We start from the raw sequence: 22,913 nt of genomic DNA on the forward strand, positions 1-22,913 counted from the left end.
CGCGCTCACAGTTTCTCCTCCGACGCCTGTACGTAGACCGCGCCGCTGCCGGTCAGCTCCAACTGGAACGCCTCGCCCGAGCCGCGCCCCACCATGTCCCGCCAGCCGAGCGCGGTGGAGAGCTTGTTCCGTACGTCGCCGTGGTGCGCGACATACGCCTGCGGGTCCACCCGGACCTCCGCGCCCGGGGTGATGGGCAGCTCGATCACGCCGCCGTGCGCCATCACCGCGACCGCGCCATGGCCCTTGAGCGTGGTCGTGAACAGCCCCTGGCCGGTCACCTGGCCGCGCACCATGCCCATGACCCCGCCCTGCGAGCCCATGAACATCGTGCCCTGCTGGAGGGTCCCGTCGAAGGCCAGCAGCCGGTCCGCCTCGACATACAGGGTGTCGCCCGCCAGATTGATCACCTGGATGTGGTGGCCGCCGTGGCCGAACATCACCGTGCCGCTCCCCTCCACCGTCATCAGGGGCGTCGCCTCGTTGGCGACCCGCCGCCCGAGCATCGACATCAGGCCGCCCTGGCCGCCCTGGATGTTCGGGGTGAAGCTGACCTCTCCCCGGTACGCCAGCATCGCGCCCCGCTGGCTGAACATCTTCTGGCCGGGCACCACCGTCGCCTCGACCATCTTCGAGTTGATCTCACGGAACGGCATCACACCTCACCCCCGACCGTGTTCCGCTCGCTCGGCTGGACGTAGACCAGCCCCTCGCCCTCGAAGCGCAGCTGGAACGCCTCGCCCGAACCCTCGCCCATGAACGTCCGGAAATTCACCCCGGACTGGAGCTTCTGCTGAAGCCGGCCCTGGTGCGCGATATACGCGCCGGGGTCGACATGCAGCGGATACTGCGGCGTCACCCGGAGGATCACCGCCTCGCCGTCCGACATGATCGCGGCCTGGCCCGTCCCTTCGACCGTGGTCGTGAACAGTCCGTTGCCCGAGGCTCCGCCGCGCAGACCGGTGAAGGTCGTGCCTGTCCGCAGCCCCGCGTCCGTACAGAGCAGGTTGCTCGACTCCACATAGAGCTTGTCACCATGCAGCGAGACGAGGCTGATCTCGCTCGCCCGGTCGGCGAAATAGCACGTCCCCTGGCCCTTCACCTCCATTACGGTCATCTGTTCGCCGGTGAGTCTGCGGGTCACCATCCCCCGCAGACCCTCACCGCCGCCGGTCATCTTCTTGAAGGCCATCCGGCCGTCGTACGCGACCATCGAGCCGTTCTTCGCTTTGACGGCGTCGCCGGTCATGTCGACGGCGAGCACCTTGCTGCCTTGCAGTCGGAACTGAGCCACGGGTCGACGGTATCCGGAGGCACCGGCAGGCAACAGGCCCAACAGCCCCGAACCATCCCCGACCGGACCCCGACCGGACCCTGACAACGGTCGTGCGCGGGCGGGCTGCCACAATGAGGAGCGCTTGTGCGGGTTTTCACAAGATCACCTGCTTCACAAGATCACCCGCTGGATCACCCGTTCCCGGACCCGATGACGAAGGTGCCTGCCCCGTGGACATCAAGACCGCCTCCTCCCTCCATCGCCTCCGCCTGGTCTCCGCGCCCGAGGCCGTGTCCTTCCTGCTGCTGCTGGTCTGCTCGGTGCTCAAGCGCACCACGGACTTCAACGCGGTCCCGGTGATGGGCGCCGTCCACGGCCTGCTCTTCGTCCTGTACGTGATCTTCTGGGCCGACGCCTGGAACCGCACCAAGTGGTCTCTCAGGACGGCGGCCCTCTACTTCGTGCTCTCCGTCCTGCCGACCGGCGGTTTCTTCGCCGACCGCAAGCTCAAGCGCGCCGCCGACGACGCCGTCCTCGCCTCCCGCGCCCGCAGCGAAGGTACGGTCAGCGCATGATCGTCGCCTTTTCCGTATTGCCCCTCGGTGTGGGGGAGGACGTCGGCGAGTACGTCGCCGACGCCGTCCGGGTCGTCCGCGAGTCCGGGCTGCCGAACCGCACCGATGCCATGTTCACCTCGATCGAGGGGGAAAGAGTGTACCTCTGAGTACATGGCGGAGCCCCGTCCGGCGAGTGTTGCTCGTTGGCGTCGGACGGGGCGTATCAGGTGATCAGCGCTCGCTCATTCGGTACGGACGGCCAGGACGATCCCGAGTGCGATGAGCCCCCAGCAGACCGCCACCCCGGCTCCCCATGCGACCCTGCCGACCATCTGTCTCGCCCTACGGTTCACCGGGCGCGCCTCACGTCTTCCGGGGCCGCCAGCCACTCCGGGCCCCCGCCCACGGGCCGCAGGAACGCCGTAGAGCGCTTACGGCGCAGCCCCGGGGACTCGGCGGGGTCCTCGTAGTCGGGGATCACGTCCCGCAGGATGCCGACCCTCCCCGCAGCGTCCTCCACCCGTGCGCCGATGTCCTCGCGCGCGATCACCCGTGCCCCTCCGGATGCCGCTTCATGTAGACGTTGCAGTCGGACACGGTGGTCATGTCGCCCCCGGCACGGGCACGGTCCCGTACGTTCGCGAGTTCGATACAGCCCGGACACTCCTCCACCGGGGTCGGCTCCAGCTCCGTACGTAAGGGCAGTTCCACCGGCAAGGTCTGGTAACGCGTCGGTTCGGTCATGTTCCGAGCGTTCCGTTGAACGGTGCGGAGTTACAGGGACGGAACGTCCTACTTTCCGTAGCTAGTCGGTAACCCCCAGAAACTCGGCCAGCTTGCGCAATCCAGGGGGGCGCGTGGGTCCGTGCCACAGATCACCGACGATCGCGACAGCCAACGTGTGATGCCTCATCCATGCCGGGGCGACCCTGCGCAGCGATTCCAGCGCGCGGACGGCTCCGGCGGAGTCCCCGACGTCGGCATGGGCACGGGCCACGTCGAGCAACAGCCATGTTCGCCATGAAGGCGGGATGTCTCTGCTGAGACGCATACCGCGTGCCAATGTCAACGCTTCGTCCGGGCGACCGTGCTGGACAGCCAGACGCACCCGCTCAATCCGTACAGAGGACCGGCTGAAGACTGACACCAACTTGCCGTCTGCCGGGGGCGGGAGCGTCGCCAAACGGCCTGTAGCAGCCTCAGCCGTCACCATCATGTCGTTGGCCGTGCCGTAGTCACCATTCCGGGCGTAGGACGTTGCTGCGGACATGAGCAAGCCGCCCCACACGCGGACACCCTCCGCCGTGTCGGTGTGCTGCCGCTCAACTCCGTCAGCGACGTACACCGCCAAGTGCTGCGCGTCATCCAACCTGTTCTGCCGCTGATACGCCCACGCCACGGAGTTGGAGACCATGGCGGACAGCAAAGGATCGGAAGACTTCTCCGCTGCTCCTATGGCTCGCTCCAGAGCGGACAGCGCAAGATCCGACTTCCCGAGCCGGATGGCCAGATGACCGCCCAGTTGCAACGCCTTGCCCAATGCCGCCTGCCCGGCCGCACTCTCATCGTCGCTGCCCACAGCAGCCACCAGGCGAGCGTCCGCGATGATCCCCGGAAGAACGTCCATGAGCCGTCCGAACTCCGCGTCGTGGTAGAGCGTCCACGCGGCGGCAAGTTCAGCCCGCAGAAGGGGCAAGGAGAGCCGTTCGGCGCCCGACGGCTCGGGAGGCAGGGCGAAGAGCGGCGGCATGAGTGCGCGCCGGACGGCGACCAGAGAAGGGGAATCCGGCTCACCGTTCGATGACACGCCGGGTGGGTCGCCGAGTAGCGCCGTGAGTTCGACGCCAAGCCCTTTGGCCACTGCGTGAAGGGTGGGCAACCGCGCACTGTGCTTACGCTTCTGCTCCAACTTCCGAATCACATCCACGGATACGCCGGAACGCCCGGACAGCCCCTCTTGGGTGAGGTCGGCAAGGCGGCGCAGTCTGGCGATGCGATCGCCCAAATGCTCAGTAGCCATGCTTCCGAAGCTACGCCAGAGAGCATGTTCCCCGGGAACGCGCTCTGTTCCGATGCACGTACAGAGCACTCGAACGGGGAAGACCGTCCACCCATCGGTGAACGGTCTCTCGGGTCAGGATCGGATCACTCCGTGTGGCCAAGCGCCCGGTACAGCGTCGCGCGGGACACGCCCACCGCCTTGGCCACCGCCGTGACGCTCTCCCCCTGCGCACGGCGCGCCTTGGCAGCGGCGAGCTTGTCAGCGTCCATGACCGTCGGACGCCCCCCGGTGCGTCCCTGAGCGCGGGCAGCGTCGAGACCCGCGCGCGTCCGCTCCTGAATCAACGAACGATCGAACTCCGCCATGGCGCCGACGACGTGGAGCATGAGACGGCCGTCCGGGGTGTTCGGATCGATGCTCGCCAACGCGCCCGTGAGCACCTTGAACCCGATACCCCGCGCGGCAAGAGCGTCCACCATGTTCACCAGGTCGATCAGCGACCGCGCGAACCTGTCCAGCTTCCACACACACAGGGTGTCCCCGGGGCGGACGTAGTCGAGAACGGCCGTCAGCTCCGGGCGCTCCGTGTTCTTCCCGCTCGCCCTGTCGGTGAAGACCCGGGCACAGCCCGCTTCCCTGAGGGCGTCGAGCTGCAACCGTGCTTCCTGATCGTCCCCTGAGACTCTGGGGAGTGGGACGAGGTGATGGATGTGGTCAAACGGGCCGTCGCCGCAGTCGAGGCGCGCGCCGGACGCGTCTCCCTCGTCCTCAAGGCCGACATCAGGCCCGGTGTCACCGACGGCCTCACCTCGAAGGTCGAGACGGTCGAACGCCACCTCGCCGCCGGGGCGCCCGTTCGGACGCCCGACGCCCCGTAGGGCATCCGTACGAACTCCCGTAGGGTACTCGGACGCAGCAACCCGCGAACATAAACTCGCTCGCTCGGACGCCTCCAGTCGACACGCCGGTAAATGTCCCTTTCTGTAGGGATATCGACCTTGTGAATCAGCTGGAGGCATCGTGCGGCCCGAGGGCTACGAGTACGACTACGACATCCACAGCTGCCTGGCCGGTCCCCTCATGGAACCGGACCGGGCCGCCGCCTACCGGGTGCGGTACCGGAGCCTGCTCGCGCGGGAACCCCGCCGAATACGAGCCGTCCTGCTGATGGCCCTGGCGCCGCTCCTCTCCGGTTCCCTGCTGGTCTATCTGGTCTGGCCCAGCCATCGCACCGTCCGGGAGGGCGGCGACCGCTGGCTGATCGTCTTCGACCACGTGATGCTCGGCTCGATCGGTCTGATCGCCTTCTTCATGCTGGTCAACGTGGTCTCCGTGGCCCACGCCACGATGGTCGCCAGGGACCCGATACCGGTCCCGGCCGAAGTCGGCACCCGGGTCGCTTTTCTTACCACGTACGTCCCCGGCAAGGAGCCGCTCGCCATGGTGCGGGCCACGCTCGAAGGCGCCGTACAGCTGCGCCACAGCGGACCGCTGGAGGTCTGGCTGCTCGACGAGGGCGACGCCCCCGAGGCCAGGGCGCTCTGCGCGGAGCTGGGGGTACGGCACTTCACCCGCAACGGTGTCCCCGAGTGGAACCGCAGGTCGGGGGTGCACAAGGCGCGGACCAAGCACGGCAACTACAACGCTTGGCTCGCGATGCACGGCGACGACTACGACTTCTTCGCCTCCGTCGACACCGATCACACCCCGCTCCCCAACTTCCTGGAGCGGATGCTCGGCTACTTCCGCGATCCGGACGTCGCCTTCGTCGTCGGACCCCAGGTGTACGGGAACTACACCTCCCCGGTGACCAAGGCCGCCGAATCCCAGCAGTTCCTGTTCCACGCGCTGATCCAGCGGGCCGGCAACCGCTACCACGCGCCGATGTTCGTCGGCACGAACAACATCGTCCGGATCAAGGCGCTCAAGCAGATAGGCGGGCTGTACGACTCGATCACCGAGGACATGGCCACCGGCTTCGAGCTGCACCGGACGAGAAACCCCCTCACCGGCAGGTTCTGGCGCTCCGTCTACACCCCCGACGTACTGGCCGTGGGGGAGGGGCCCGCCTCCTGGACCGACTTCTTCACCCAGCAGCTGCGCTGGTCCAGGGGCACCTACGAGACGCTCCTCAAGCAGTACTGGAAGGCGCCCTTCCGGGTGCCGCCGGGGCGGCTGCTCAGCTACACGCTGATGCTCGTCTACTACCCGATGACCGCCGTCAACTGGTTCCTGGGCATCCTCAGCTGTGTCCTGTTCCTCTGGCTCGGGGCCTCCGGGACCCAGGTCTCGTCCTCGATCCTGCTGATGCTCTACAGCGACGCCGCCGCCCTCCAGATAGGTCTCTACCTCTGGAACCGGCGCCACAACGTCTCGCCCCACGAACCCGAGGGTTCCGGCGGACTGGCCGGTATGGCGATGTCCGCGCTCTCCGCGCCGGTCTACCTCAAGTCGCTGGGCTCGGCGCTCCTGCGCACCCGCGGCCGCTTCGTGGTCACCCCCAAGGGCGGCGAGGCCAGCCCCGACCGGCTGATGACCTTCCGGCTGCACCTCTTCTGGGCGGCCGTGCTCCTCGCCTCGCTGATCGCGTCCGTCTTCCTCGGCCACACCCACATCGCGATGCGCACCTGGGCCGTGCTCGCCCTGGTGATCGCGCTTGCCCCGGTCGGCGTCTGGCTCTGGACCCTGCGGCAGGAGCGCGCCGCCCGTACGACCACGGTCTCCGCGCCCATGCCCACGCCCGCGCTCGCACCCGAGCCCGACCTCGCCCCGGCGACCGCCCCGGCGACGACGACCGCCCCGGCGACGACCGCGGTGCCCGTAGCGACGACAGGAGGGAACTGAGCCATGCCCGAGCGGAACAAGTCGCGGTACCGGCCGTCGAAGAAGTTCAAGAAGACCCTGCTCGGCGGCGGAGCGCTGGCCGTGCTCGTGGGCCTCAACGCCCCCGCGGCCTACTCCTTCGCCTCGGAGAAGTACCACGCGTACAAGATCGCCCAGCCGGGCTACAAGCAGGAGTACGGCTCCTGGGCCATGCTCGACGTCCCCGAGCGGTACCGTACGAACGCGATCCACGCGGCCCTGCTGCACACCGGCAAGGTCCTGATCATCGCCGGGTCCGGCAACAACCAGAAGAAGTTCGACGCGGGCTCCTTCGACACGATCCTCTGGAACCCGGCCGACAACTCCTTCAAGAAGATCCCCACCCCCGAGGACTTCTTCTGCGCCGGCCACACCCAGCTCGCCGACGGCCGCCTGCTGGTGGCGGGCGGCACCGCGCGGTACGAGGTGCTCGACGGCGAGGTCGAGCGCGCGGGCGGCCGGATGCGGATCAAGAACGAGAACCCGGACCGCGCCCACACCTTCAAGAAGGGCACCCGCTTCCGCTCGCCCTCGGGCGTCGAGTACGTCAGCAAGTTCGATGTCACCGTGCCCAAGGCGAAGAAGGAGTTCAAGGTCGCGTACGGCCAGGGCGGCCGCATGCTGCCCTGGAAGACCAAGGTCACCGCGGGCGAGGCCCGGGTCTTCGTGGAGGCGGCCGAGAAGGGCGTCGGGGCGCTGACCACCCAGGCCGCGCAGTACGAGATCGTCGGCCTCAAGGGCAAGGACGCGGACAACCTCTACGGCCTCGCGCAGAAGATCACCACGGAGAAGCAGGACTTCCAGGGCATCCGGTCCGCGTACGAATTCGACGCCAGGGCGGAGAAGTACCTCCCCGTCGACCCCATGAAGGAAGCCCGCTGGTACCCCACGCTGGTGACCCTGGACGACGGCAAGGTGCTCGCGGTCTCCGGTCTGGACGATGTCGGCGCCGTACTCACCGGGGACAACGAGCTGTACGACCCGAAGACCAAGAAGTGGTCCAAGGGCCCCACCCGCTACTTCCCGACCTACCCCGCGCTCTTCCTCACCAAGGGCGGCAAGCTCTTCTACTCCGGCTCCAACGCGGGCTACGGCCCCGCCGACAAGGGGCGCAGGCCCGGCCTGTGGGACATCGAGAAGAACACCTTCACCACCGTCGACGGCCTGACCGACCTCGACCAGACCGAGACCTCCGCCTCCCTGCTGCTGCCGCCGGTCCAGGACCAGCGCGTCATGCTGCTCGGCGGCGGCGGGGTCGGTGAGTCCTCCAAGGCCACCGCCCGTACGGCGATCGTCGACCTCAAGGACGACAGCCCGGCCTTCCAGGAGGGCCCCAGGCTGCCGCAGGGCACCCGCTATCTGAGCAGCGTGCTCCTCCCCGACGACACCGTCTTCACCACCGGCGGCTCCTCCGACTACCGGGGCCGGGGCGCCAGCGACATCCTGAAGGCGCAGTTCTACACCCCCCGCACCAACACCTTCCGCCGCGCGGCCGACCCCACCGTGGGCCGCAACTACCACTCCGAGGCGCTGCTGCTGCCGGACGGCCGCGTGGTGACGTTCGGCTCCGACCCGCTCTTCGGCGACGCCGACAACACCAAGCTCGGCACCTTCGAACAGCGCGTCGAGATCTATACGCCGCCCTACCTCCAGGGCGACAGGGCCAAGAAGGAGAACCGCCCCGCCCTCGGTACGGGCCCCGACCGGCTCGATGCCAAGGGCCGCGCCACCTTCGCCACCGACCACCCCGACCGTATCGCCAAGGCCCGGCTGATGCGCCCGAGCGCCGTCACCCACACGACGGATGTCGAACAGCGCTCGGTCGAACTGAAGCTCACCAGGACCAAGGACGCGGTGACCGTCGAGGCCCCCAACGACCGCACCATGGTCCCGCCCGGCTGGTACATGCTCTTCGCGACGGACGCGTCGGGCGTCCCCTCGGAGGCGAAGTGGGTACGGGTCGAATAGCGCCCCCTGCGCCCCACCCCGCGTCCACCCCTTGCGCCTACCCCTTCGTCTTGCGGGCCAGGCCGAGGGCGTACTCCGGCCACCAGGTGCCCGCCGCCGGGCCGCCCCGGCAGGGGCCGTCGGACTCGCCGGGGCGTTTGATCCAGAGGTAGGCGTCGAGGAGTTCGTTGCCGGTGTTGGTGGAGGGCGGCGTGCCCAGGGCCCGGCCCGGCGGGTTGCACCAGGCCTGGTCGCGGTCGCCGGGGAGCGGGCCCGCTCCGTTGCGGCTGGTGTCCATGGTGAAGTGGGCCTCGCCGAGCAGACCGGCGAGCCGGGTGCCGTACAGCTTGACCGCGTCATTGGTCTGGAAGTTGGACACGTTGAGGGAGAAGCCGTCCGCCGCGCCCACCCCGGCCTGCTGGAGCGCCCCGGCGAGCTTGTCCGGGTCGGTGATCCAGTCGGGGTTCCCCGCGTCCAGATAGACCCGGGTGCGCGGCTGCCGTTTGAGCCGGCCGATCGCCTCGGACAGCAGCGTGTACCGCTCGGCCCGGTGCTGGTCGGGGGTGCAGCCGTCGGCGAGGTGCGGTACGGCGTCCGGCTCCAGGATCACGATGGCGTCGGCGCCCCCGATGGCGGTGGCGAAGGTGTCGATCCAGGCGCGGTAGGCCCCGGCGTCGGGCGCGCCGCCCGCCGAGTAGAGCCCGCAGTCGCGGTGCGGGATGTTGTACGCGACGAGGACCGCCGTACGCCGGGCGGCCGTCGCGCCCCGGACGACCCTGCGGATCTGCGGCTCGGGGTCGTCCCCGGCGGGCCATACGGCGGCCGCGTGCTCCGAGATCCGGCGGAGGGCCTTCGCGTCGGCCGTGCGGCCCTCCTTCTCCCACCGCTCGACCTGGCGGGCCGCGTCACTGTCCGGGTCGGTCCAGAAGGGCGACGCGACGGCGGGGGCGGCCTCGCCCCTGACCGGGGTGGGGCGGGCCCGCTCGGCGGAGTCGCGGCCGGTGGCCGGGGAGGCCGGGGAGGAGGCCGGGAGGAGGGAGCAGCCGGTCGCGGTCAGCGAGAGAAGGACGGCGACGGCGGCGGTGCGGTACGAACGCGGTGGTCTGTGGCCGGACATCCAGCACCCTCGGAGGACGACGAAAAGAATACGGATATGACAGAACGGTCATATCGTTACATAACGAATAGCCGGGATCCGGCTGCGACACCGGAAGCGGGCGGGTGGCCCGGCCGGAACCGCCGACCGAAGAGCGAGACAGTGCTGACCGCCATATGGCCAGTGGGTAAGGTCGATGTCGTGTCAAAGCCGCTCAGTCTCGCCTTCGACCCCATCGCGCGCGCCGACGAACTCTGGCGGCGCCGCTGGGGGCCCGTCCCCTCCATGGGCGCGATCACCTCGATCATGCGCGCCCACCAGATCCTGCTCGCCGAGGTGGACGCGACCGTCAAGCCGTACGGACTGACCTTCGCCCGGTACGAGGCGCTCGTGCTGCTGACCTTCTCCAAGGCGGGCGAGCTGCCGATGTCCAAGATCGGCGAGCGGCTGATGGTCCACCCGACCTCCGTCACCAACACCGTGGACCGGCTGGTGACCTCCGGGCTGGTCGGCAAACGGCCCAACCCCAACGACGGCAGGGGCACCCTCGCCTCCATCACCGACAAGGGGCGCGAGGTGGTCGAGCGGGCCACCCGCGATCTGATGGAGATGGAGTTCGGGCTCGGGGCGTACGGCGCCGAGGGGTGCGCCGAGATCTTCGCGATGCTGCGCCCGCTGCGGGTCGCCGCCCAGGACTTCGAGGACTGATCGCCGGGTAGGGGGGCGGGGCCGCGGGGCGGGGGCGGGCGAAGATCGCCCGAAGTGCCCGGTTAGGCTCGCCCCCATGAAGTCGAATGTGCTGTCGCGCTACCGGGTGATGGCGTACGTCACCGCTGTCTGGCTGCTGGTCTTCACCGTGGCGATCATCCTGAAGTACGGTTTCGATACCGGCGACACGATGGTGATCTCCCAGATCCACGGTGTCCTGTTCATCATTTACGTGGTCTTCGCCTTCGACCTGGGCTCCAAGGCGAAGTGGCCCTTCGGCAAGCTGCTCTGGGTGCTGGCCGTGGGCTGTATCCCCACCGCCTCGTTCTTCGTCGAGCCGAGGATCACCCGGGAGACCCGGCCGCTGCTGACGGACCGCGAGCCCGTCACCGCCGAGGCGTAGTACCCGCCGATCCGCCCGCGCGCCGAACGCGTGGGCGGTTTCCTCTCGACATTTAGTAGGACGTCCTAGTAAATTTGAGGCATGGACGCCGAAGCGATCGAGGACGGCCGCCGCCGCTGGCAGGCCCGCTACGACAAGGCACGCAAGCGCGACGCCGACTTCACCACGCTCTCCGGCGATCCGGTGGAGCCGGTCTACGGACCCCGGCCCGGCGACACCTACGAGGGCTTCGAGCGGATCGGCTGGCCCGGGGAGTACCCCTTCACCCGGGGCCTCCACCCGACCGGTTACCGGGGCCGGACCTGGACCATCCGCCAGTTCGCCGGCTTCGGCAACGCGCTCCAGACCAACGAGCGCTACAAGAGCATCCTGGCCAACGGCGGCGGCGGGCTCTCCGTCGCCTTCGACATGCCGACGCTCATGGGCCGCGACTCCGACGACCCGCGCGCGCTCGGCGAGGTGGGCCACTGCGGAGTGGCCATCGACTCGGCCGCCGACATGGAGATCCTCTTCGGCGACATCCCGCTCGGCGACATCACCACCTCGATGACGATCAGCGGCCCGGCGGTCCCGGTCTTCTGCATGTACCTCGTCGCGGCGGAGCGCCAGGGCATCGATCCCGCCGTGCTCAACGGCACGCTCCAGACCGACATCTTCAAGGAGTACATCGCGCAGAAGGAGTGGCTCTTCCAGCCCGAGCCCCATCTGCGGCTGATCGGCGATCTGATGGAGCACTGCGCGGCCGACATCCCCGCGTACAAACCGCTCTCCGTCTCCGGCTACCACATCCGGGAGGCGGGCTCGACGGCCGCGCAGGAGCTGGCGTACACCCTGGCGGACGGCTTCGGCTACGTGGAGCTGGGGCTCAGCCGGGGGATGGACATCGACGGCTTCGCCTCCGGTCTCTCCTTCTTCTTCGACGCACACCTCGACTTCTTCGAGGAGATCGCCAAGTTCCGCGCCGCCCGCCGCATCTGGGCGCGCTGGATGAAGGAGGTGTACGGAGCGAGGACCGACAAGGCCCAGTGGCTGCGCTTCCACACCCAGACCGCGGGCGTCTCGCTGACCGCGCAGCAGCCGTACAACAACGTTGTACGGACGGCGGTGGAGGCCCTGTCGGCGATCCTCGGCGGGACGAACTCCCTGCATACGAACGCGCTGGACGAGACCCTCGCGCTGCCCAGCGAGCAGGCCGCCGAGATCGCGCTCCGCACCCAGCAGGTGCTGATGGAGGAGACCGGCGTCGCCAACGTGGCCGACCCGCTCGGCGGTTCCTGGTACGTGGAGCAGCTGACCGACCGGATCGAGGCCGACGCCGAGCGGATCTTCGAGCAGATCAAGGAGCGGGGCATGCGCGCCCACCCGGACGGGCGTCACCCGATCGGGCCCATTACCTCCGGGATCCTGCGCGGGATCGAGGACGGCTGGTTCACCGGGGAGATCGCCGAGGCGGCGTTCCAGTACCAGCGCTCGCTGGAGAAGGGCGACAAGCGGGTCGTCGGCGTCAACGTCCACCACGGCTCCGTCACGGGCGATCTGGAGATCCTGCGCGTCAGCCACGAGGTCGAGCGCGACCAGGTCCGGGTCCTCGGGGAGCGCAGGGCCGCCCGCGACGACGCCCGGGTGCGCACCGCCCTGGCGGCGATGCTGACCGCCGCCCGCGACGGCTCGAACATGATCCCCCCGATGCTGGAGGCGGTCCGGGCGGAGGCGACGCTCGGCGAGATCTGCGGGACCCTGCGGGACGAGTGGGGGACGTACACGGAGCCGCCCGGCTTCTGACCGTACCCACGAGGCGGCTCAGGAGGGGCGCAGACCGCCCAGCAGCAGCGCGGTGAACGCGCGGGCCCACTCCTCGTCGATTCGCGCCCCGCTGACCAGGGCGCGGTGCACCGTCGCCCCGGCGATCACGTCGAAGACCAGGTCGGCGGCGCGGGTCGCCGCGGCGCTGTCCGGCTCGTGGGTGAGTTCGCCCCGGGCGCGGGCCCGCTCGCGGCCCAGCAGCACCAGCCGCTTCTGCCGGTCGACGATCCTGACGCGGATCCGCTCGCGCAGCGCCTCGTCGCGGGTGGCCTCGGAGACCACGGCCATCAGCGCGGTGCTGGTCTCCGGCCGCTCCAGCAGCTCCGCGAACTGGAGCACCACGCCCTCGATATCGGCCGACAGGCTTCCCCGGTCGGGGAGTTCGAGTTCGTCGAAGAGGGCCGCGACCGCGTCCACCACCAGCTCGTTCTTGCCCGCCCACCGCCGGTAGAGGGTGGTCTTGGCGACACCGGCCCGGCTCGCCACGTCCCCCAGCGTCAGCTTGGCCCAGCCCAGCTCCACCAGGGCGGCCCGGGTGGCCTCCAGGATCGCGGAATCCGCCGCGGTGCTGCGGGGGCGGCCGGTGCGGGGCACGGCGGGGGCCGAGGTTCCCCCGGCGTCGGTGGAGCTGTCGCGGCGGCTGGACATGACGGCGACCATACCGGCCGGTAGGTATTTCGCTGTGAGCCAGTTCACCGGAGGAATCTCACACAGGCACGGTGGGCGAAGTTACGCTACGACCCGTAGCGAAAGCTCTGACCGGCTCACGCGACGACCACGGACGACCCGGGTGGGGACCCGGTGCTGTACGACGGTGCGCACCGCTTTTCTGAAGTGGGCGCGGAGGGGGGAGGATGTACTCATGCAGCCTAGGAACATGTCCATGAGCGGCGTCGTCGACCTCGCCGCGGTGAAGGCGGCCGGTGAGGCCAAGGCGAAGGCGGAGCAGGCCCGTGCCGAGGCGGCCCGCCAGGGCGGCGCCGTCGCCGAACCCCCGTCCAGCCTGGTGATCGACGTCGACGAGGCGGGCTTCGAACGCGATGTCCTCCAGCGGTCCACCGAGGTCCCGGTCGTCATCGACTTCTGGGCCGAGTGGTGCGAGCCGTGCAAGCAGCTGAGCCCCGTGCTGGAGCGGCTGGCGCGGGAGTACAACGGCCGGTTCGTGCTCGCCAAGATCGATGTCGACGCCAACCAGATGCTGATGCAGCAGTTCGGGATCCAGGGCATCCCCGCGGTCTTCGCGGTGGTGGCCGGCCAGGCGCTGCCCCTCTTCCAGGGCGCGGCCCCGGAGACCCAGATCCGCCAGACCCTGGACCAGTTGATCCAGGTCGGCGAGGAGCGCTTCGGGCTCACCGGGATCGCGGTCGCCGGTGACGCCGGCGCCGATGACGAGGCGGAGCACGAGGCCCCCGTGCCGGTGGGTCCGTACGACGCCCTGCTGGAGGCGGCCGTGCAGGCCCTGGACGCCAATGACTTCGACGGCGCGGCCGAGGCGTACCGCGGCGTGCTGGCGGACGACCCCGGCAACACGGAGGCCCGGCTCGGCCTCGCCCAGGCCGAACTGCTCGGCAGGGTCCAGGGGATGGACCCGGCGAAGGTCCGCTCCGAGGCGGCGGAGCGCCCCGGCGATGTCCGGGCGCAGATCGCCGCGGCCGACCTCGATCTGGTCGGCGGTCATGTGGAGGACGCCTTCGGCCGGATGGTCGAGGCGGTGCGCCGGACGTTCGGCGAGGACCGGGAGACGGCGCGGCTGCGGCTGCTGGAGCTGTTCGAGGTCATCGGCGGTGACGATCCCCGTGTGACGGCGGCCCGTTCGGCTCTTGCCCGGGTTCTCTTCTAGGCTGTGGGTGTGCGGAAGTGTTGAGGCTCTCGCCGACGCATTGACGCGCCGTCGACTCCGCTGTACCGCTGCGGATTTGGCGACACAACGACATCAGCGACCGCGCTTTGCCAAAACTTGGCAAAAGCGGTTGCTGTTACTCGTAGTAAATCAACCCCCCAGTTCTGTCCGGCTATGGGCGGTAATCACGGCTTGTGTCGCGGTGGTCCGGGACACCCTGGGTGGCCGTCCGATACCGCCGGGTCGCGCACCGGTCAATGGGCCGTTACCAGCCAGTAACGATCCCCCTTGTGTCGCGGGCGTGAATGCACCACGATCGGCGACGCTCGGTCCAATTCCGCACCAGCACGGCAGCCTGCCGCGCCCCGTACGGATTCTGGGTCCCCACCGGGTGGACCGGCGGCAGCGCCGCCGGACCGGACAGGGGGGCTCCTGCCCAACGGGCAGGGCCTGTCCAGAGGTTGCGCGAAGGCGCGGCCAGTGGTTGTCGCTCGGGGGTGATCGCCGGTGCTTCGAGACGCGGTACAGCGCCTCCGGAACGGGCGCTCTCCTTCCCGAGGACGTAGCACTTCTCCCATCCCAGGGCGGGCTCCAACCCGGTCCGGAGATGTACGTCCGAGAAGGAGGACATTCATGGAGTCCCAAGTTCGAGGCGGGACCAGATGGAAGCGGTTCGCCGTTGTCATGGTGCCCGGTGTGGCCGCGACGGCCGCGATAGGAATGGCCCTCGCACAGGGGGCGCTGGCCGCGTCGTTCAGTGTGTCGGGGCAGAGTTTCAAGGTACGTGCCGACAAGCTCGTCGGTCACGATTTCGTCCAGTACGGAGGGGTCGCGGAAGGCACTGACCTCGAAGGCAGGAAGACCGTTCACCCGGTCGCCGTCTCCGGGTTCAAGACCGCCGAGATCACCGCGATGTGCCAGTCCGTGGTCACCCCGCTGCCGCTGCTCAACACCAGTGTGACGCTGGTGTTGAACGCCGGTGACAAGGGCACGGACATCACGGCGGAGAATCTCTACCTCGACGTCGAATCCCTTGACGCCGACGCGGAGTTCGAGAATATGAACATCGGTGTCGCGGCCGGCGCCAACAAGTCCCCCGGTGTGCAGAAGGGGACGACGGCGAATGCGAACGGGTTCGCGCAGGAGGCCGAGACGGCCACGCTGACCAATGTGAAGCAGACCGCGTGGGCCACCACGGCGGGCACCTTCAGACTTCCTGACCTCAACCTCAGGCTCAAAGTCGGTGACCCGAAGAAGTACGAGTGCTATTAGGCACTTCTGACGGGCGGGCCGTTCGGTCCCAGGGCCGTCCGGTCCGCCCGGCCCCTCCTATCGCACGACCGTTTTCCAGGGAGCTGTTTTTCATGAGCGCCGAGTCCACAAGTTCCCGCGGATTCACGTACTGGCGGCTGAGGTTCCGTGGCTGGCGGGGTACCCGGCCGTTCTGGGCGGGTCTGTTCACCCTTCTCGGCGGACTGCCGATCGCCTACTTCCCGTACGCACAACTGCATTTCGGGAATCTCACACTGGCCATGTCCACCACGGCCGGTGCGGGGTCGCTGATCATCGGCGTACTGCTGGTGACGCTCGGGCTGACGATGTGGTTCCAGAGCATCGTCCGGGTCTTCGCGGGGGTCGCCGCGATCCTGCTGGCGCTGGTGTCGATCCCCGTCTCCAATATCGGCGGCTTCCTGCTGGGCTTTCTCCTCGCGCTGGTGGGCGGTGCGCTCTCCATCTCCTGGTCGCCCGGCCGGCCTGCCGGGCAGGCCGCCGAGGACCGCACCCCCCACGAGACACCGAGGCCGGACAACGGCGCCGATGCCTCCCTCTGTCCCGGTCAGCGCGCCGGGGAGCACCGAGACGTGACGGAAACGACTGCCCAGGCCAACGGCGGGAGGAACAGTGCGGGGTGACGACGCGCAGCGCATCGTGGGCGGAAGTGAGGAAACCCGGGTGAGAAAGGGGCCGCGCCACGCGGCTCCCAGGAAGTCGCTCCTGACCAAGCTTCAGATACCCGCGGGCAAGGCGATGGCGCTGGCGGCGATGCCGACCGCGGTCTTCGTGGGCATGGGGTTCACGCCCCGGCTCGCGCTGGCCGACGACCGGGACGTCCCCTTCGCGCCGGGGCCCTGCGTGACCCGCTCGGACGAGCCGGACGCGTCCCCCGCCCCCCCGCCGTCCGCCTCCGCGCCCGAGCGGCCGAAGCCGGATCCGGAGACGGCACCGGAGCCGGATGTCTCGCCGTCCCCCACGGCCTCTCCGGATCCGGAGCGGGCACCGGAACCGGAACCGGGGCGGGGACCGGAGCCGTCGGGGAGCGTGGATCCGTACGGGAGTGCGGATCCGTACGCCCCCCCGGCCGTCCCCGAGCCGGCGGCCACGGTCGCCTCCGCCGCGGTGGCCGCCGCGGCACCGTCCGCCGGCCTCACCACCGAGCAGTCGGCCAACCCGCTCGACCCGCTGGTGCTGGGGGCCGTGCTGGCCGGCCTCCTCGACGGGTCGGGCGACGAGGCGACGGGCAGCCCGTCACCGGGCCCCTCCGCCGACGGGGAGCCGCACGCGTACGGCTCCCCGGACGATACGGAGTCGGACGACGAGGACGCGACGGATGACGAGGAGGTGGCGGACGACGAGGAGGTGGCGGACCCCGGGGATGCCGAGAACCCGGAGGACGCCGAGGACGCGACGGACGCCGAGGACACGACGGACTCCGACGACGGCAAGAAGGACTCCGACGACGGCGAGAAGGACAGCGACGAGGAAGCCACGAAGGAAGCCACCAAGGACGCCATCAAGGACGCGGCGGACGAGGCGGGCGCCAAGGTCGAGGAACTGGGCAAGGGCGCCGAGGGGCTCGCCCCCCGCGCGGACGACGACATCCCGGCGGCCGCGACCGGGAAGGAACCCTTCCCGTGCCCGACCGCCGACCCCGAGGCCCTGGCCGCCGCCGAACAGGAGCCGGGGATCCCGCTGCTGCCCGACCACCCCTGGCGGCTCGACAGCTCGCGGCTGACGCTCAACGGGCTCGACTACAAGGGCATCGTCGAAGTGAAGACGGGCAGCGGCAAGATCAAGAAGGCGCTCAAGTTCACCGCCTCCTCGCTCGACATCAAGGACCTGCACCAGACCGCCGTCTATCCGGAGGGCAGGACGGTCCACGCGGAGGCGCGCGCGGGCTCCGTCTCCACCATCCGCGACGGGGAGGTGACGATGTACACGGAGGAGCTGAAGGGCAATCTCTTCGGCCTCATCCCGGTCACCTTCAGCCCGCAGACCCCGCCCCCGCTGAACATCCCCTTCGCCTTCTTCACGGACGCCCATGTGGTCCAGGCGGGGCAGTTCGGCGGCACGCTCACCATCCCGGGCCTGCGGAACTACCTCACGGGCTGACCCGTACCCGTACCGTACGGAAAAGGCTGTGCCCCGCACCGGCAGTGCTGTTGCCGGTGCGGGGCACAGCCCCCTGATACGTCGATACGTCAGGCGGCCGTGCCGCCCAGGTGGTGCACGCGGACCATGTTGGTGGTGCCCGCGACGCCGGGCGGGGAGCCCGCCGTGATGATCATGGTGTCGCCCTCGCTGTAGCGCTGGAGCTTGAGCAGCTCCAGGTCGACCAGGTCGACCATCGCGTCCGTGCTGTTCACGAAGGGGACGACGAAGGGCTCCACGCCCCAGCTCAGCGCGAGCTGGCTGCGGGTGAACTCGTCGGTGGTGAAGGCGAGGATCGGCTGCGCCGCGCGGTAGCGGGAGAGCCGGCGGGCCGTGTCACCGGACTGGGTGAAGGCGACCAGCGCCTTCGCGCTCAGGAAGTCGGCGATCTCGCAGGCCGCGCGGGCCACGGAGCCGCCCTGGGTGCGGGGCTTGCGGCCCGGGTTGAGCGGCTGGAGGCCCTTGGAGAGCAGCTCCTCCTCGGCCGCGACCACGATCTTCGACATCGTCTTGACGGTCTCGATCGGGTACGCGCCCACCGAGGACTCGGCGGAGAGCATGACCGCGTCCGCGCCGTCCAGGATCGCGTTGGCGACGTCGGACGCCTCGGCGCGGGTCGGGCGGGAGTTGGTGATCATGGACTCCATCATCTGGGTCGCCACGATCACCGGCTTGGCGTTGCGGCGGCACAGCTCGATGAGCCGCTTCTGGACCATCGGGACCTTTTCGAGCGGGTACTCGACGGCCAGGTCGCCGCGGGCCACCATGACGCTGTCGAAGGCCGCGACGACGGCCTCCATGTTGGCCACCGCCTGCGGCTTCTCGACCTTGGCGATGACGGGGACCCGGCGGCCCTCCTCGTCCATGATCTTGTGGACGTCGAGAATGTCGTCGGCGTCCCGGACGAAGGAGAGCGCGACCATGTCGCAGCCCATCCGCAGCCCGAAGCGCAGGTCGTCGATGTCCTTCTCGGACAGCGCGGGGACGTTGACCGCCGCGCCGGGCAGGTTGATGCCCTTGTGGTCGGAGATCACACCGCCCTCGATGACGATGGACTTGACCTCGTGGCCGACGACCTCGACGACCCGCAGCTCGACGTTTCCGTCGTTGATCAGGATCTGGTCGCCCTTGGAGACATCGCCGGGCAGGCCCTTGTACGTGGTGCCGCAGATCGACTTGTCGCCCGCGACATCCTCGGTGGTGATGGTGAACTCGTCACCGCGGACCAGCTCGACCGGTCCCTCGGCGAAGGTCTCCAGGCGGATCTTGGGGCCCTGGAGGTCGATCAGCACGCCCACGGCGCGGCCGGTGTCCGCCGCCGCCTTGCGGACGCGGTGGTACCGCTCCTCGTGCTCCGGGTGGCTTCCGTGGCTCATGTTCAGTCGGGCCACATTCATACCGGCCTCGATGAGCGACTTCAATTGCTCGTACGAGTCGACGGCTGGGCCCAGGGTGCAGACGATTTTGGAACGGCGCATGGGGCGGATCCTATCGGTTTGTTTCGATGCGGAATATTCCGTCTGGTGGAAAGTACAAATGGGCGAGGGTGCGCTCAGGCGATAAGCGTTCGGCCTTCGTTCACCAGCGCGAAGGTCTGCTGTGCGATCTCCAACTCCTCGTCGGTCGGCACCACGGCCACCACGACCCCGGCCCCGTCCGGCGAAATGACGCGCGGCTCGTCGGAACGTACGGTATTGCGCTCCGGGTCCACCGCCAGCCCCATCGTCTCCAGCCCCGCCACCGCAGCTTCCCGCACCGGCGCCGCGTTCTCGCCCACACCCGCCGTGAAGACCACCGCGTCCACCCGGCCGAGTACCGCGCTGTAGGCGCCGATGTACTTCTTCAACCGGTGGATATAGATGTCGAATGCGAGCGTCGCGCGCTCGTCGCCCTCGTCGACCCGACGGCGTATCTCGCGCATGTCGTTGTCCCCGCAGAGGCCGATGAGACCGCTTTTCTTGTTCAGAAGTTCATCGATCTCGTCCACGGACATTCCGGCCACCCGCTTCAGATGGAAGGTGACCGCCGGATCGATGTCCCCGGAGCGGGTCCCCATCACCAGCCCCTCCAGCGGGGTCAGCCCCATGGAGGTGTCCACGCACCGGCCGCCCCGGACGGCCGACGCCGAGGCGCCGTTGCCGAGGTGCAGCACGATGACATTGACCTCGGCGGGGTCCTTGCCGAGCAGCTCGGCGGTCTTCCGGGAGACGTACGCGTGCGACGTGCCGTGGAATCCGTAGCGCCGGATGCGGTACGCGTCGGCCGTCGCCGTGTCGATCGCGTACCGCGCGGCGTACTCCGGCATCGTCGTGTGGAACGCGGTGTCGAAGACCGCGACCTGCGGCAGATCGGGGCGCAGCGCCCGCGCCGTACGGATCCCGGTGAGGTTGGCCGGGTTGTGCAGCGGCGCCACCGGGACCAGGCGTTCGATCTCGGCCAGTACGTCCTCGTCGATGACGGTCGGCGCGCTGAACTCCAGCCCGCCGTGGACGACCCGGTGGCCGATGGCCGCCAGCTCGGGGGAGTCCAGCCCGAGCCCGTCGCGGCCCAGCTCCTCCGCGACCGCCTCCAGCGCCGCCGCGTGGTCCGCGATCGGGCCCGTACGCTCGCGCTTCCCACCGGATCCGGGCGTCAGCGGGGTGTGCGCCAGCCGGGAGGTCTGCTCGCCGATGCGCTCGACCAGACCGGAGGCGAGGCGGGAGCTGTCGCCCATGTCCAGCAGCTGGTACTTCACCGACGAGGAGCCGGAGTTGAGGACGAGGACCCGGGTGGCCGGAGCGGCCGGGGTGTGCGTGGTCACGGGCTGGTCGCCTTCTGTACGGGGGTCACGGGGGCTGTCGTGGTCGTCACGGGCGTCGCGGGGGCTGTCGTGGTCGGCGGTCATGCCTGCTCGCTCTGCGCCTGGATCGCGGTGATCGCGACCGTGTTGACGATGTCCTGCACCAGCGCGCCGCGCGACAGGTCGTTGACCGGCTTGCGCAGCCCCTGGAGCACCGGGCCGACCGCCACGGCGCCCGCCGAGCGCTGCACGGCCTTGTAGGTGTTGTTGCCGGTGTTCAGGTCCGGGAAGATCAGCACCGTCGCCTGGCCCGCGACCTCCGAGTCCGGCAGCTTGGTCGCGGCGACGGACGGCTCGACCGCCGCGTCGTACTGGATCGGGCCCTCGACGCGCAGATCCGGCCTGGCCGCCCGCACCAGCTCGGTCGCCTCACGGACCTTGTCGACGTCCGCGCCGGACCCCGAGGTCCCGGTGGAGTACGAGAGCATCGCGATCCGGGGGTCGACGCCGAAGCGGGCGGCGGTGGCCGCGGCCTGGACGGCGATGTCGGCGAGCTGTTCGGCGTCCGGGTCCGGGTTGACCGCGCAGTCGCCGTACACCAGCACCTTCTCGGCGAGGCACATGAAGAAGACGGACGAGACGATCGAGGCGTCCGACCGGGTCTTGATGATCTCGAACGCGGGCCGGATCGTCGCCGCCGTCGAGTGCACCGACCCCGACACCATGCCGTCGGCCAGGCCCTCCTGGACCATCAGGGTGCCGAAGTAGTTCACGTCCGCCACCACGTCGTACGCCAGCTCCACCGTCACACCCTTGTGGGCGCGCAGCTTCGCGTACCGCTCGGCGAAGTCCTGGCGCAGCTCGGAGGTGGTGGGGTCGATCAGCTGGGTGGTGGACAGGTCGATCCCGAGGTCGGCGGCCTTCTTGCGGATGACGTCGGTGTCCCCGAGGAGCGTCAGGTCGCACACGTCACGGCGCAGGAGTACGTCGGCGGCGCGCAGCACCCGTTCCTCGCTGCCCTCGGGCAGCACGACCCGGCGGCGGTGGGCGCGGGCCTGCTCCAGCAGCTCGTGCTCGAACATCATCGGGGTCACCCGGCTGCCGCGCGCCACCGACAGCCGAGCCAGCAGCGCGGCGGTGTCCACATGGCGTTCGAACAGGCCCAGCGCGGTCTCCGCCTTGCGCGGGGTGGCCGCGTTGAGCTTGCCCTCCAGGCCGAACAGCTCGGCGGCGGTGGGGAAGGATCTGCCCGGTACGGATATGACGGGAGTCCCGGGCGCGAGCCGCGCGGCCAGCGTCATGATCCGGTCGTCGGGCCGCTCGTCCAGGGTGAGCACCACGCCGGCGATGGGCGGCGTCCCCGCCGAGTGCGCGGCCAGCGCGCCCACCACCAGATCGGCGCGGTCGCCCGGGGTGACCACCATGCACCCGGGGGTCAGCGCGCTCAGGAAGTTGGGCAGCATCGCCCCGCCGAAGACGAAGTCCAGCGCGTCCCTGGCCAGCCCGGAATCGTCGCCGAGCAGCACCGTGCCGCCGAGCGCCTGGGTGATCTGCGCGACGGTCGGCGCGGCGAGTGCCGGCTCGTCGGGCAGGACGTAGCACTCCACCGCGAGCTGGGCGCGCAGCCCCTGGGCGATCTCCGCGCGGTCCTCGGCGGCGACCCGGTTGACCACCATGGCCAGCACCTCGCAGCCCAGCACCTCGTAGGCGCGGTACGCGTTGCGCGCCTCGGCCCGTACGGACTCGGCGGTCTGGCCCTTGCCGCCGACCACGGGGATCACGGCGGCGCCGAACTCGTTGGCGAGGCGGGCGTTGAGCGACAGTTCGTCGGGGAGCTGGGTCGCCGCGAAGTCCGTACCGAGGACGAGGACGACCTCGTACTCCCGCGCGACCCGGTGGAACCGCTCGACCAGCCGGGACACCAGCTCGTCGGTGCCCCGCTCGGCCTGGAGCGCGGACGCCTCGTGGTAGTCCAGCCCGTACACCGTGGCGGGGTCCTGCGACAGGCGGTAGCGGGCGCGCAGCAGGTCGAACAGCCGGTCGGGGCCGTCGTGGACCAGCGGCCTGAAGACCCCCACCCGGTCCACCTGGCGGGTCAGCAGCTCCATGACTCCCAGTTCGACGACCTGGCGGCCGTCCCCGCGGTCGATCCCGGTCACATACACGCTGCGTGTCACGCGTGCTCTCCCGTCCCTGCGATCCGTACGACTT

At 69.6% G+C, this 22,913-nt stretch carries 21 protein-coding genes and 2 pseudogenes; 12 read left to right on the top strand and 11 right to left on the bottom strand.

From position 1 onward, the window contains the following. Positions 1 to 5: 5 nt before the first annotated feature. Together ACIP8W_RS00320 and ACIP8W_RS00325 are read right to left on the bottom strand one after the other, a co-directional pair. The gene (locus tag ACIP8W_RS00320; RefSeq protein WP_401946449.1) at positions 6 to 656 is read right to left on the bottom strand and encodes an AIM24 family protein; all 651 of its coding nucleotides are present in this window, start codon (positions 654 to 656) and stop codon (positions 6 to 8) included. After that, the gene (locus ACIP8W_RS00325; protein ID WP_401947393.1) at positions 656 to 1,249 is read right to left on the bottom strand and encodes an AIM24 family protein; all 594 of its coding nucleotides are present in this window, start codon (positions 1,247 to 1,249) and stop codon (positions 656 to 658) included. The genes ACIP8W_RS00320 and ACIP8W_RS00325 overlap by 1 nt, the downstream gene beginning before the upstream one ends. 257 nt (positions 1,250 to 1,506) lie before the next feature. Here ACIP8W_RS00325 and ACIP8W_RS00330 point away from each other — a divergent pair, with 257 nt between their 5' ends. Both ACIP8W_RS00330 and ACIP8W_RS00335 read left to right on the top strand, forming a co-directional pair. Next, positions 1,507 to 1,851 (top strand): DUF3817 domain-containing protein, encoded by a 345-nt coding sequence (locus tag ACIP8W_RS00330; protein ID WP_402201459.1) that lies wholly within the window; start codon positions 1,507 to 1,509, stop codon positions 1,849 to 1,851. After that, positions 1,848 to 1,985 (top strand): annotated as a pseudogene (locus tag ACIP8W_RS00335) (MTH1187 family thiamine-binding protein); the annotation flags it as partial. The gene ACIP8W_RS00330 and the pseudogene ACIP8W_RS00335, both read left to right, overlap by 4 nt. Before the next feature lie 197 nt (positions 1,986 to 2,182). On the opposite strand, the gene ACIP8W_RS00340 reads toward ACIP8W_RS00335, so the two are convergent. The 4 genes from ACIP8W_RS00340 to ACIP8W_RS00355 form a co-directional block, all read right to left on the bottom strand. Beyond that, the gene (locus ACIP8W_RS00340; protein ID WP_401946443.1) at positions 2,183 to 2,383 is read right to left on the bottom strand and encodes a hypothetical protein; all 201 of its coding nucleotides are present in this window, start codon (positions 2,381 to 2,383) and stop codon (positions 2,183 to 2,185) included. Beyond that, the gene (locus ACIP8W_RS00345) at positions 2,380 to 2,577 is read right to left on the bottom strand and encodes a hypothetical protein (protein ID WP_402201461.1); all 198 of its coding nucleotides are present in this window, start codon (positions 2,575 to 2,577) and stop codon (positions 2,380 to 2,382) included. The genes ACIP8W_RS00340 and ACIP8W_RS00345 overlap by 4 nt, the downstream gene beginning before the upstream one ends. 61 nt (positions 2,578 to 2,638) lie before the next feature. Further along, complete coding sequence (locus tag ACIP8W_RS00350) at positions 2,639 to 3,853, bottom strand: helix-turn-helix domain-containing protein (RefSeq protein WP_401946437.1); 1,215 nt, start codon at positions 3,851 to 3,853, stop codon at positions 2,639 to 2,641. A 125-nt stretch (positions 3,854 to 3,978) separates the two neighbouring features. Next, positions 3,979 to 4,545 carry a recombinase family protein gene (locus tag ACIP8W_RS00355; RefSeq protein WP_402201607.1) on the bottom strand — a complete coding sequence of 189 codons (567 nt, stop codon included), beginning with the start codon at positions 4,543 to 4,545 and terminating at the stop codon, positions 3,979 to 3,981. Between ACIP8W_RS00355 and ACIP8W_RS00360 the strand changes: the two are divergent. The 3 genes and pseudogenes from ACIP8W_RS00360 to ACIP8W_RS00370 form a co-directional block, all read left to right on the top strand. Next, a pseudogene (locus tag ACIP8W_RS00360) lies at positions 4,522 to 4,713 on the top strand (thiamine-binding protein); the annotation flags it as partial. The gene ACIP8W_RS00355 and the pseudogene ACIP8W_RS00360 sit on opposite strands and share 24 nt — an antisense overlap. Before the next feature lie 142 nt (positions 4,714 to 4,855). Next, a complete protein-coding gene (locus ACIP8W_RS00365) occupies positions 4,856 to 6,679 on the top strand; it encodes a glycosyltransferase family 2 protein (protein ID WP_402201462.1) in 1,824 nt (607 codons plus the stop codon). A 3-nt stretch (positions 6,680 to 6,682) separates the two neighbouring features. Then, positions 6,683 to 8,665: a galactose oxidase-like domain-containing protein gene (locus ACIP8W_RS00370; RefSeq protein ID WP_402201464.1), complete on the top strand. Its 1,983-nt coding sequence runs from the start codon at positions 6,683 to 6,685 to the stop codon at positions 8,663 to 8,665. Between the two features lie 37 nt (positions 8,666 to 8,702). Here ACIP8W_RS00370 and ACIP8W_RS00375 read toward each other — a convergent pair whose 3' ends face one another. Beyond that, positions 8,703 to 9,761 (bottom strand): glycoside hydrolase family 6 protein, encoded by a 1,059-nt coding sequence (locus ACIP8W_RS00375; RefSeq protein WP_402201466.1) that lies wholly within the window; start codon positions 9,759 to 9,761, stop codon positions 8,703 to 8,705. A gap of 180 nt (positions 9,762 to 9,941) precedes the next feature. Between ACIP8W_RS00375 and ACIP8W_RS00380 the strand changes: the two genes are divergently transcribed. The 3 genes from ACIP8W_RS00380 (at position 9,942) to ACIP8W_RS00390 (ending at position 12,633) form a co-directional block, all read left to right on the top strand. Then, a complete protein-coding gene (locus ACIP8W_RS00380; protein WP_401946425.1) occupies positions 9,942 to 10,448 on the top strand; it encodes a MarR family winged helix-turn-helix transcriptional regulator in 507 nt (168 codons plus the stop codon). 76 nt (positions 10,449 to 10,524) lie between these two features. Further along, positions 10,525 to 10,851 carry a DUF3817 domain-containing protein gene (locus ACIP8W_RS00385; RefSeq protein ID WP_401946422.1) on the top strand — a complete coding sequence of 109 codons (327 nt, stop codon included), beginning with the start codon at positions 10,525 to 10,527 and terminating at the stop codon, positions 10,849 to 10,851. Between the two features lie 81 nt (positions 10,852 to 10,932). Further along, positions 10,933 to 12,633 carry a methylmalonyl-CoA mutase gene (locus ACIP8W_RS00390; RefSeq protein ID WP_402201468.1) on the top strand — a complete coding sequence of 567 codons (1,701 nt, stop codon included), beginning with the start codon at positions 10,933 to 10,935 and terminating at the stop codon, positions 12,631 to 12,633. Positions 12,634 to 12,651: 18 nt separating this feature from the next. Here ACIP8W_RS00390 and ACIP8W_RS00395 read toward each other — a convergent pair whose 3' ends face one another. Further along, positions 12,652 to 13,302 (bottom strand): TetR/AcrR family transcriptional regulator, encoded by a 651-nt coding sequence (locus ACIP8W_RS00395; protein ID WP_401946416.1) that lies wholly within the window; start codon positions 13,300 to 13,302, stop codon positions 12,652 to 12,654. Between the two features lie 214 nt (positions 13,303 to 13,516). Between ACIP8W_RS00395 and ACIP8W_RS00400 the strand changes: the two genes are divergently transcribed. The 4 genes from ACIP8W_RS00400 (at position 13,517) to ACIP8W_RS00415 (ending at position 17,884) form a co-directional block, all read left to right on the top strand. Further along, the gene (locus ACIP8W_RS00400; protein ID WP_402201471.1) at positions 13,517 to 14,494 is read left to right on the top strand and encodes a tetratricopeptide repeat protein; all 978 of its coding nucleotides are present in this window, start codon (positions 13,517 to 13,519) and stop codon (positions 14,492 to 14,494) included. Between the two features lie 633 nt (positions 14,495 to 15,127). After that, entirely contained in the window at positions 15,128 to 15,766 is a 639-nt protein-coding gene (locus ACIP8W_RS00405) for a DUF6230 family protein (RefSeq protein ID WP_402201473.1), read from the top strand. Positions 15,767 to 15,858: 92 nt separating this feature from the next. Then, positions 15,859 to 16,407 (top strand): DUF6114 domain-containing protein, encoded by a 549-nt coding sequence (locus ACIP8W_RS00410; protein ID WP_401946407.1) that lies wholly within the window; start codon positions 15,859 to 15,861, stop codon positions 16,405 to 16,407. Then, a complete protein-coding gene (locus tag ACIP8W_RS00415; RefSeq protein WP_402201475.1) occupies positions 16,397 to 17,884 on the top strand; it encodes a hypothetical protein in 1,488 nt (495 codons plus the stop codon). Before ACIP8W_RS00410 ends, ACIP8W_RS00415 begins: the two co-directional genes overlap by 11 nt. Positions 17,885 to 17,973: 89 nt before the next feature. On the opposite strand, the gene pyk is transcribed toward ACIP8W_RS00415, so the two are convergent. The 3 genes from pyk to pta all read right to left on the bottom strand — a co-directional run bounded on the left by pyk (position 17,974) and on the right by pta (position 22,879). Next, positions 17,974 to 19,401 carry a pyruvate kinase gene (pyk, locus tag ACIP8W_RS00420; RefSeq protein ID WP_401946403.1) on the bottom strand — a complete coding sequence of 476 codons (1,428 nt, stop codon included), beginning with the start codon at positions 19,399 to 19,401 and terminating at the stop codon, positions 17,974 to 17,976. A gap of 74 nt (positions 19,402 to 19,475) precedes the next feature. Beyond that, entirely contained in the window at positions 19,476 to 20,807 is a 1,332-nt protein-coding gene (locus ACIP8W_RS00425; protein WP_401946400.1) for an acetate kinase, read from the bottom strand. Continuing rightward, a complete protein-coding gene (gene pta / locus ACIP8W_RS00430; protein ID WP_401946398.1) occupies positions 20,804 to 22,879 on the bottom strand; it encodes a phosphate acetyltransferase in 2,076 nt (691 codons plus the stop codon). Before pta ends, ACIP8W_RS00425 begins: the two co-directional genes overlap by 4 nt. Between the last annotated feature and the right edge of the window lie 34 nt (positions 22,880 to 22,913).

The sequence above is a fragment of the Streptomyces sp. NPDC088554 genome (assembly GCF_044752945.1).
In the GTDB taxonomy this organism is placed as follows: Bacteria; Actinomycetota; Actinomycetes; order Streptomycetales; family Streptomycetaceae; genus Streptomyces.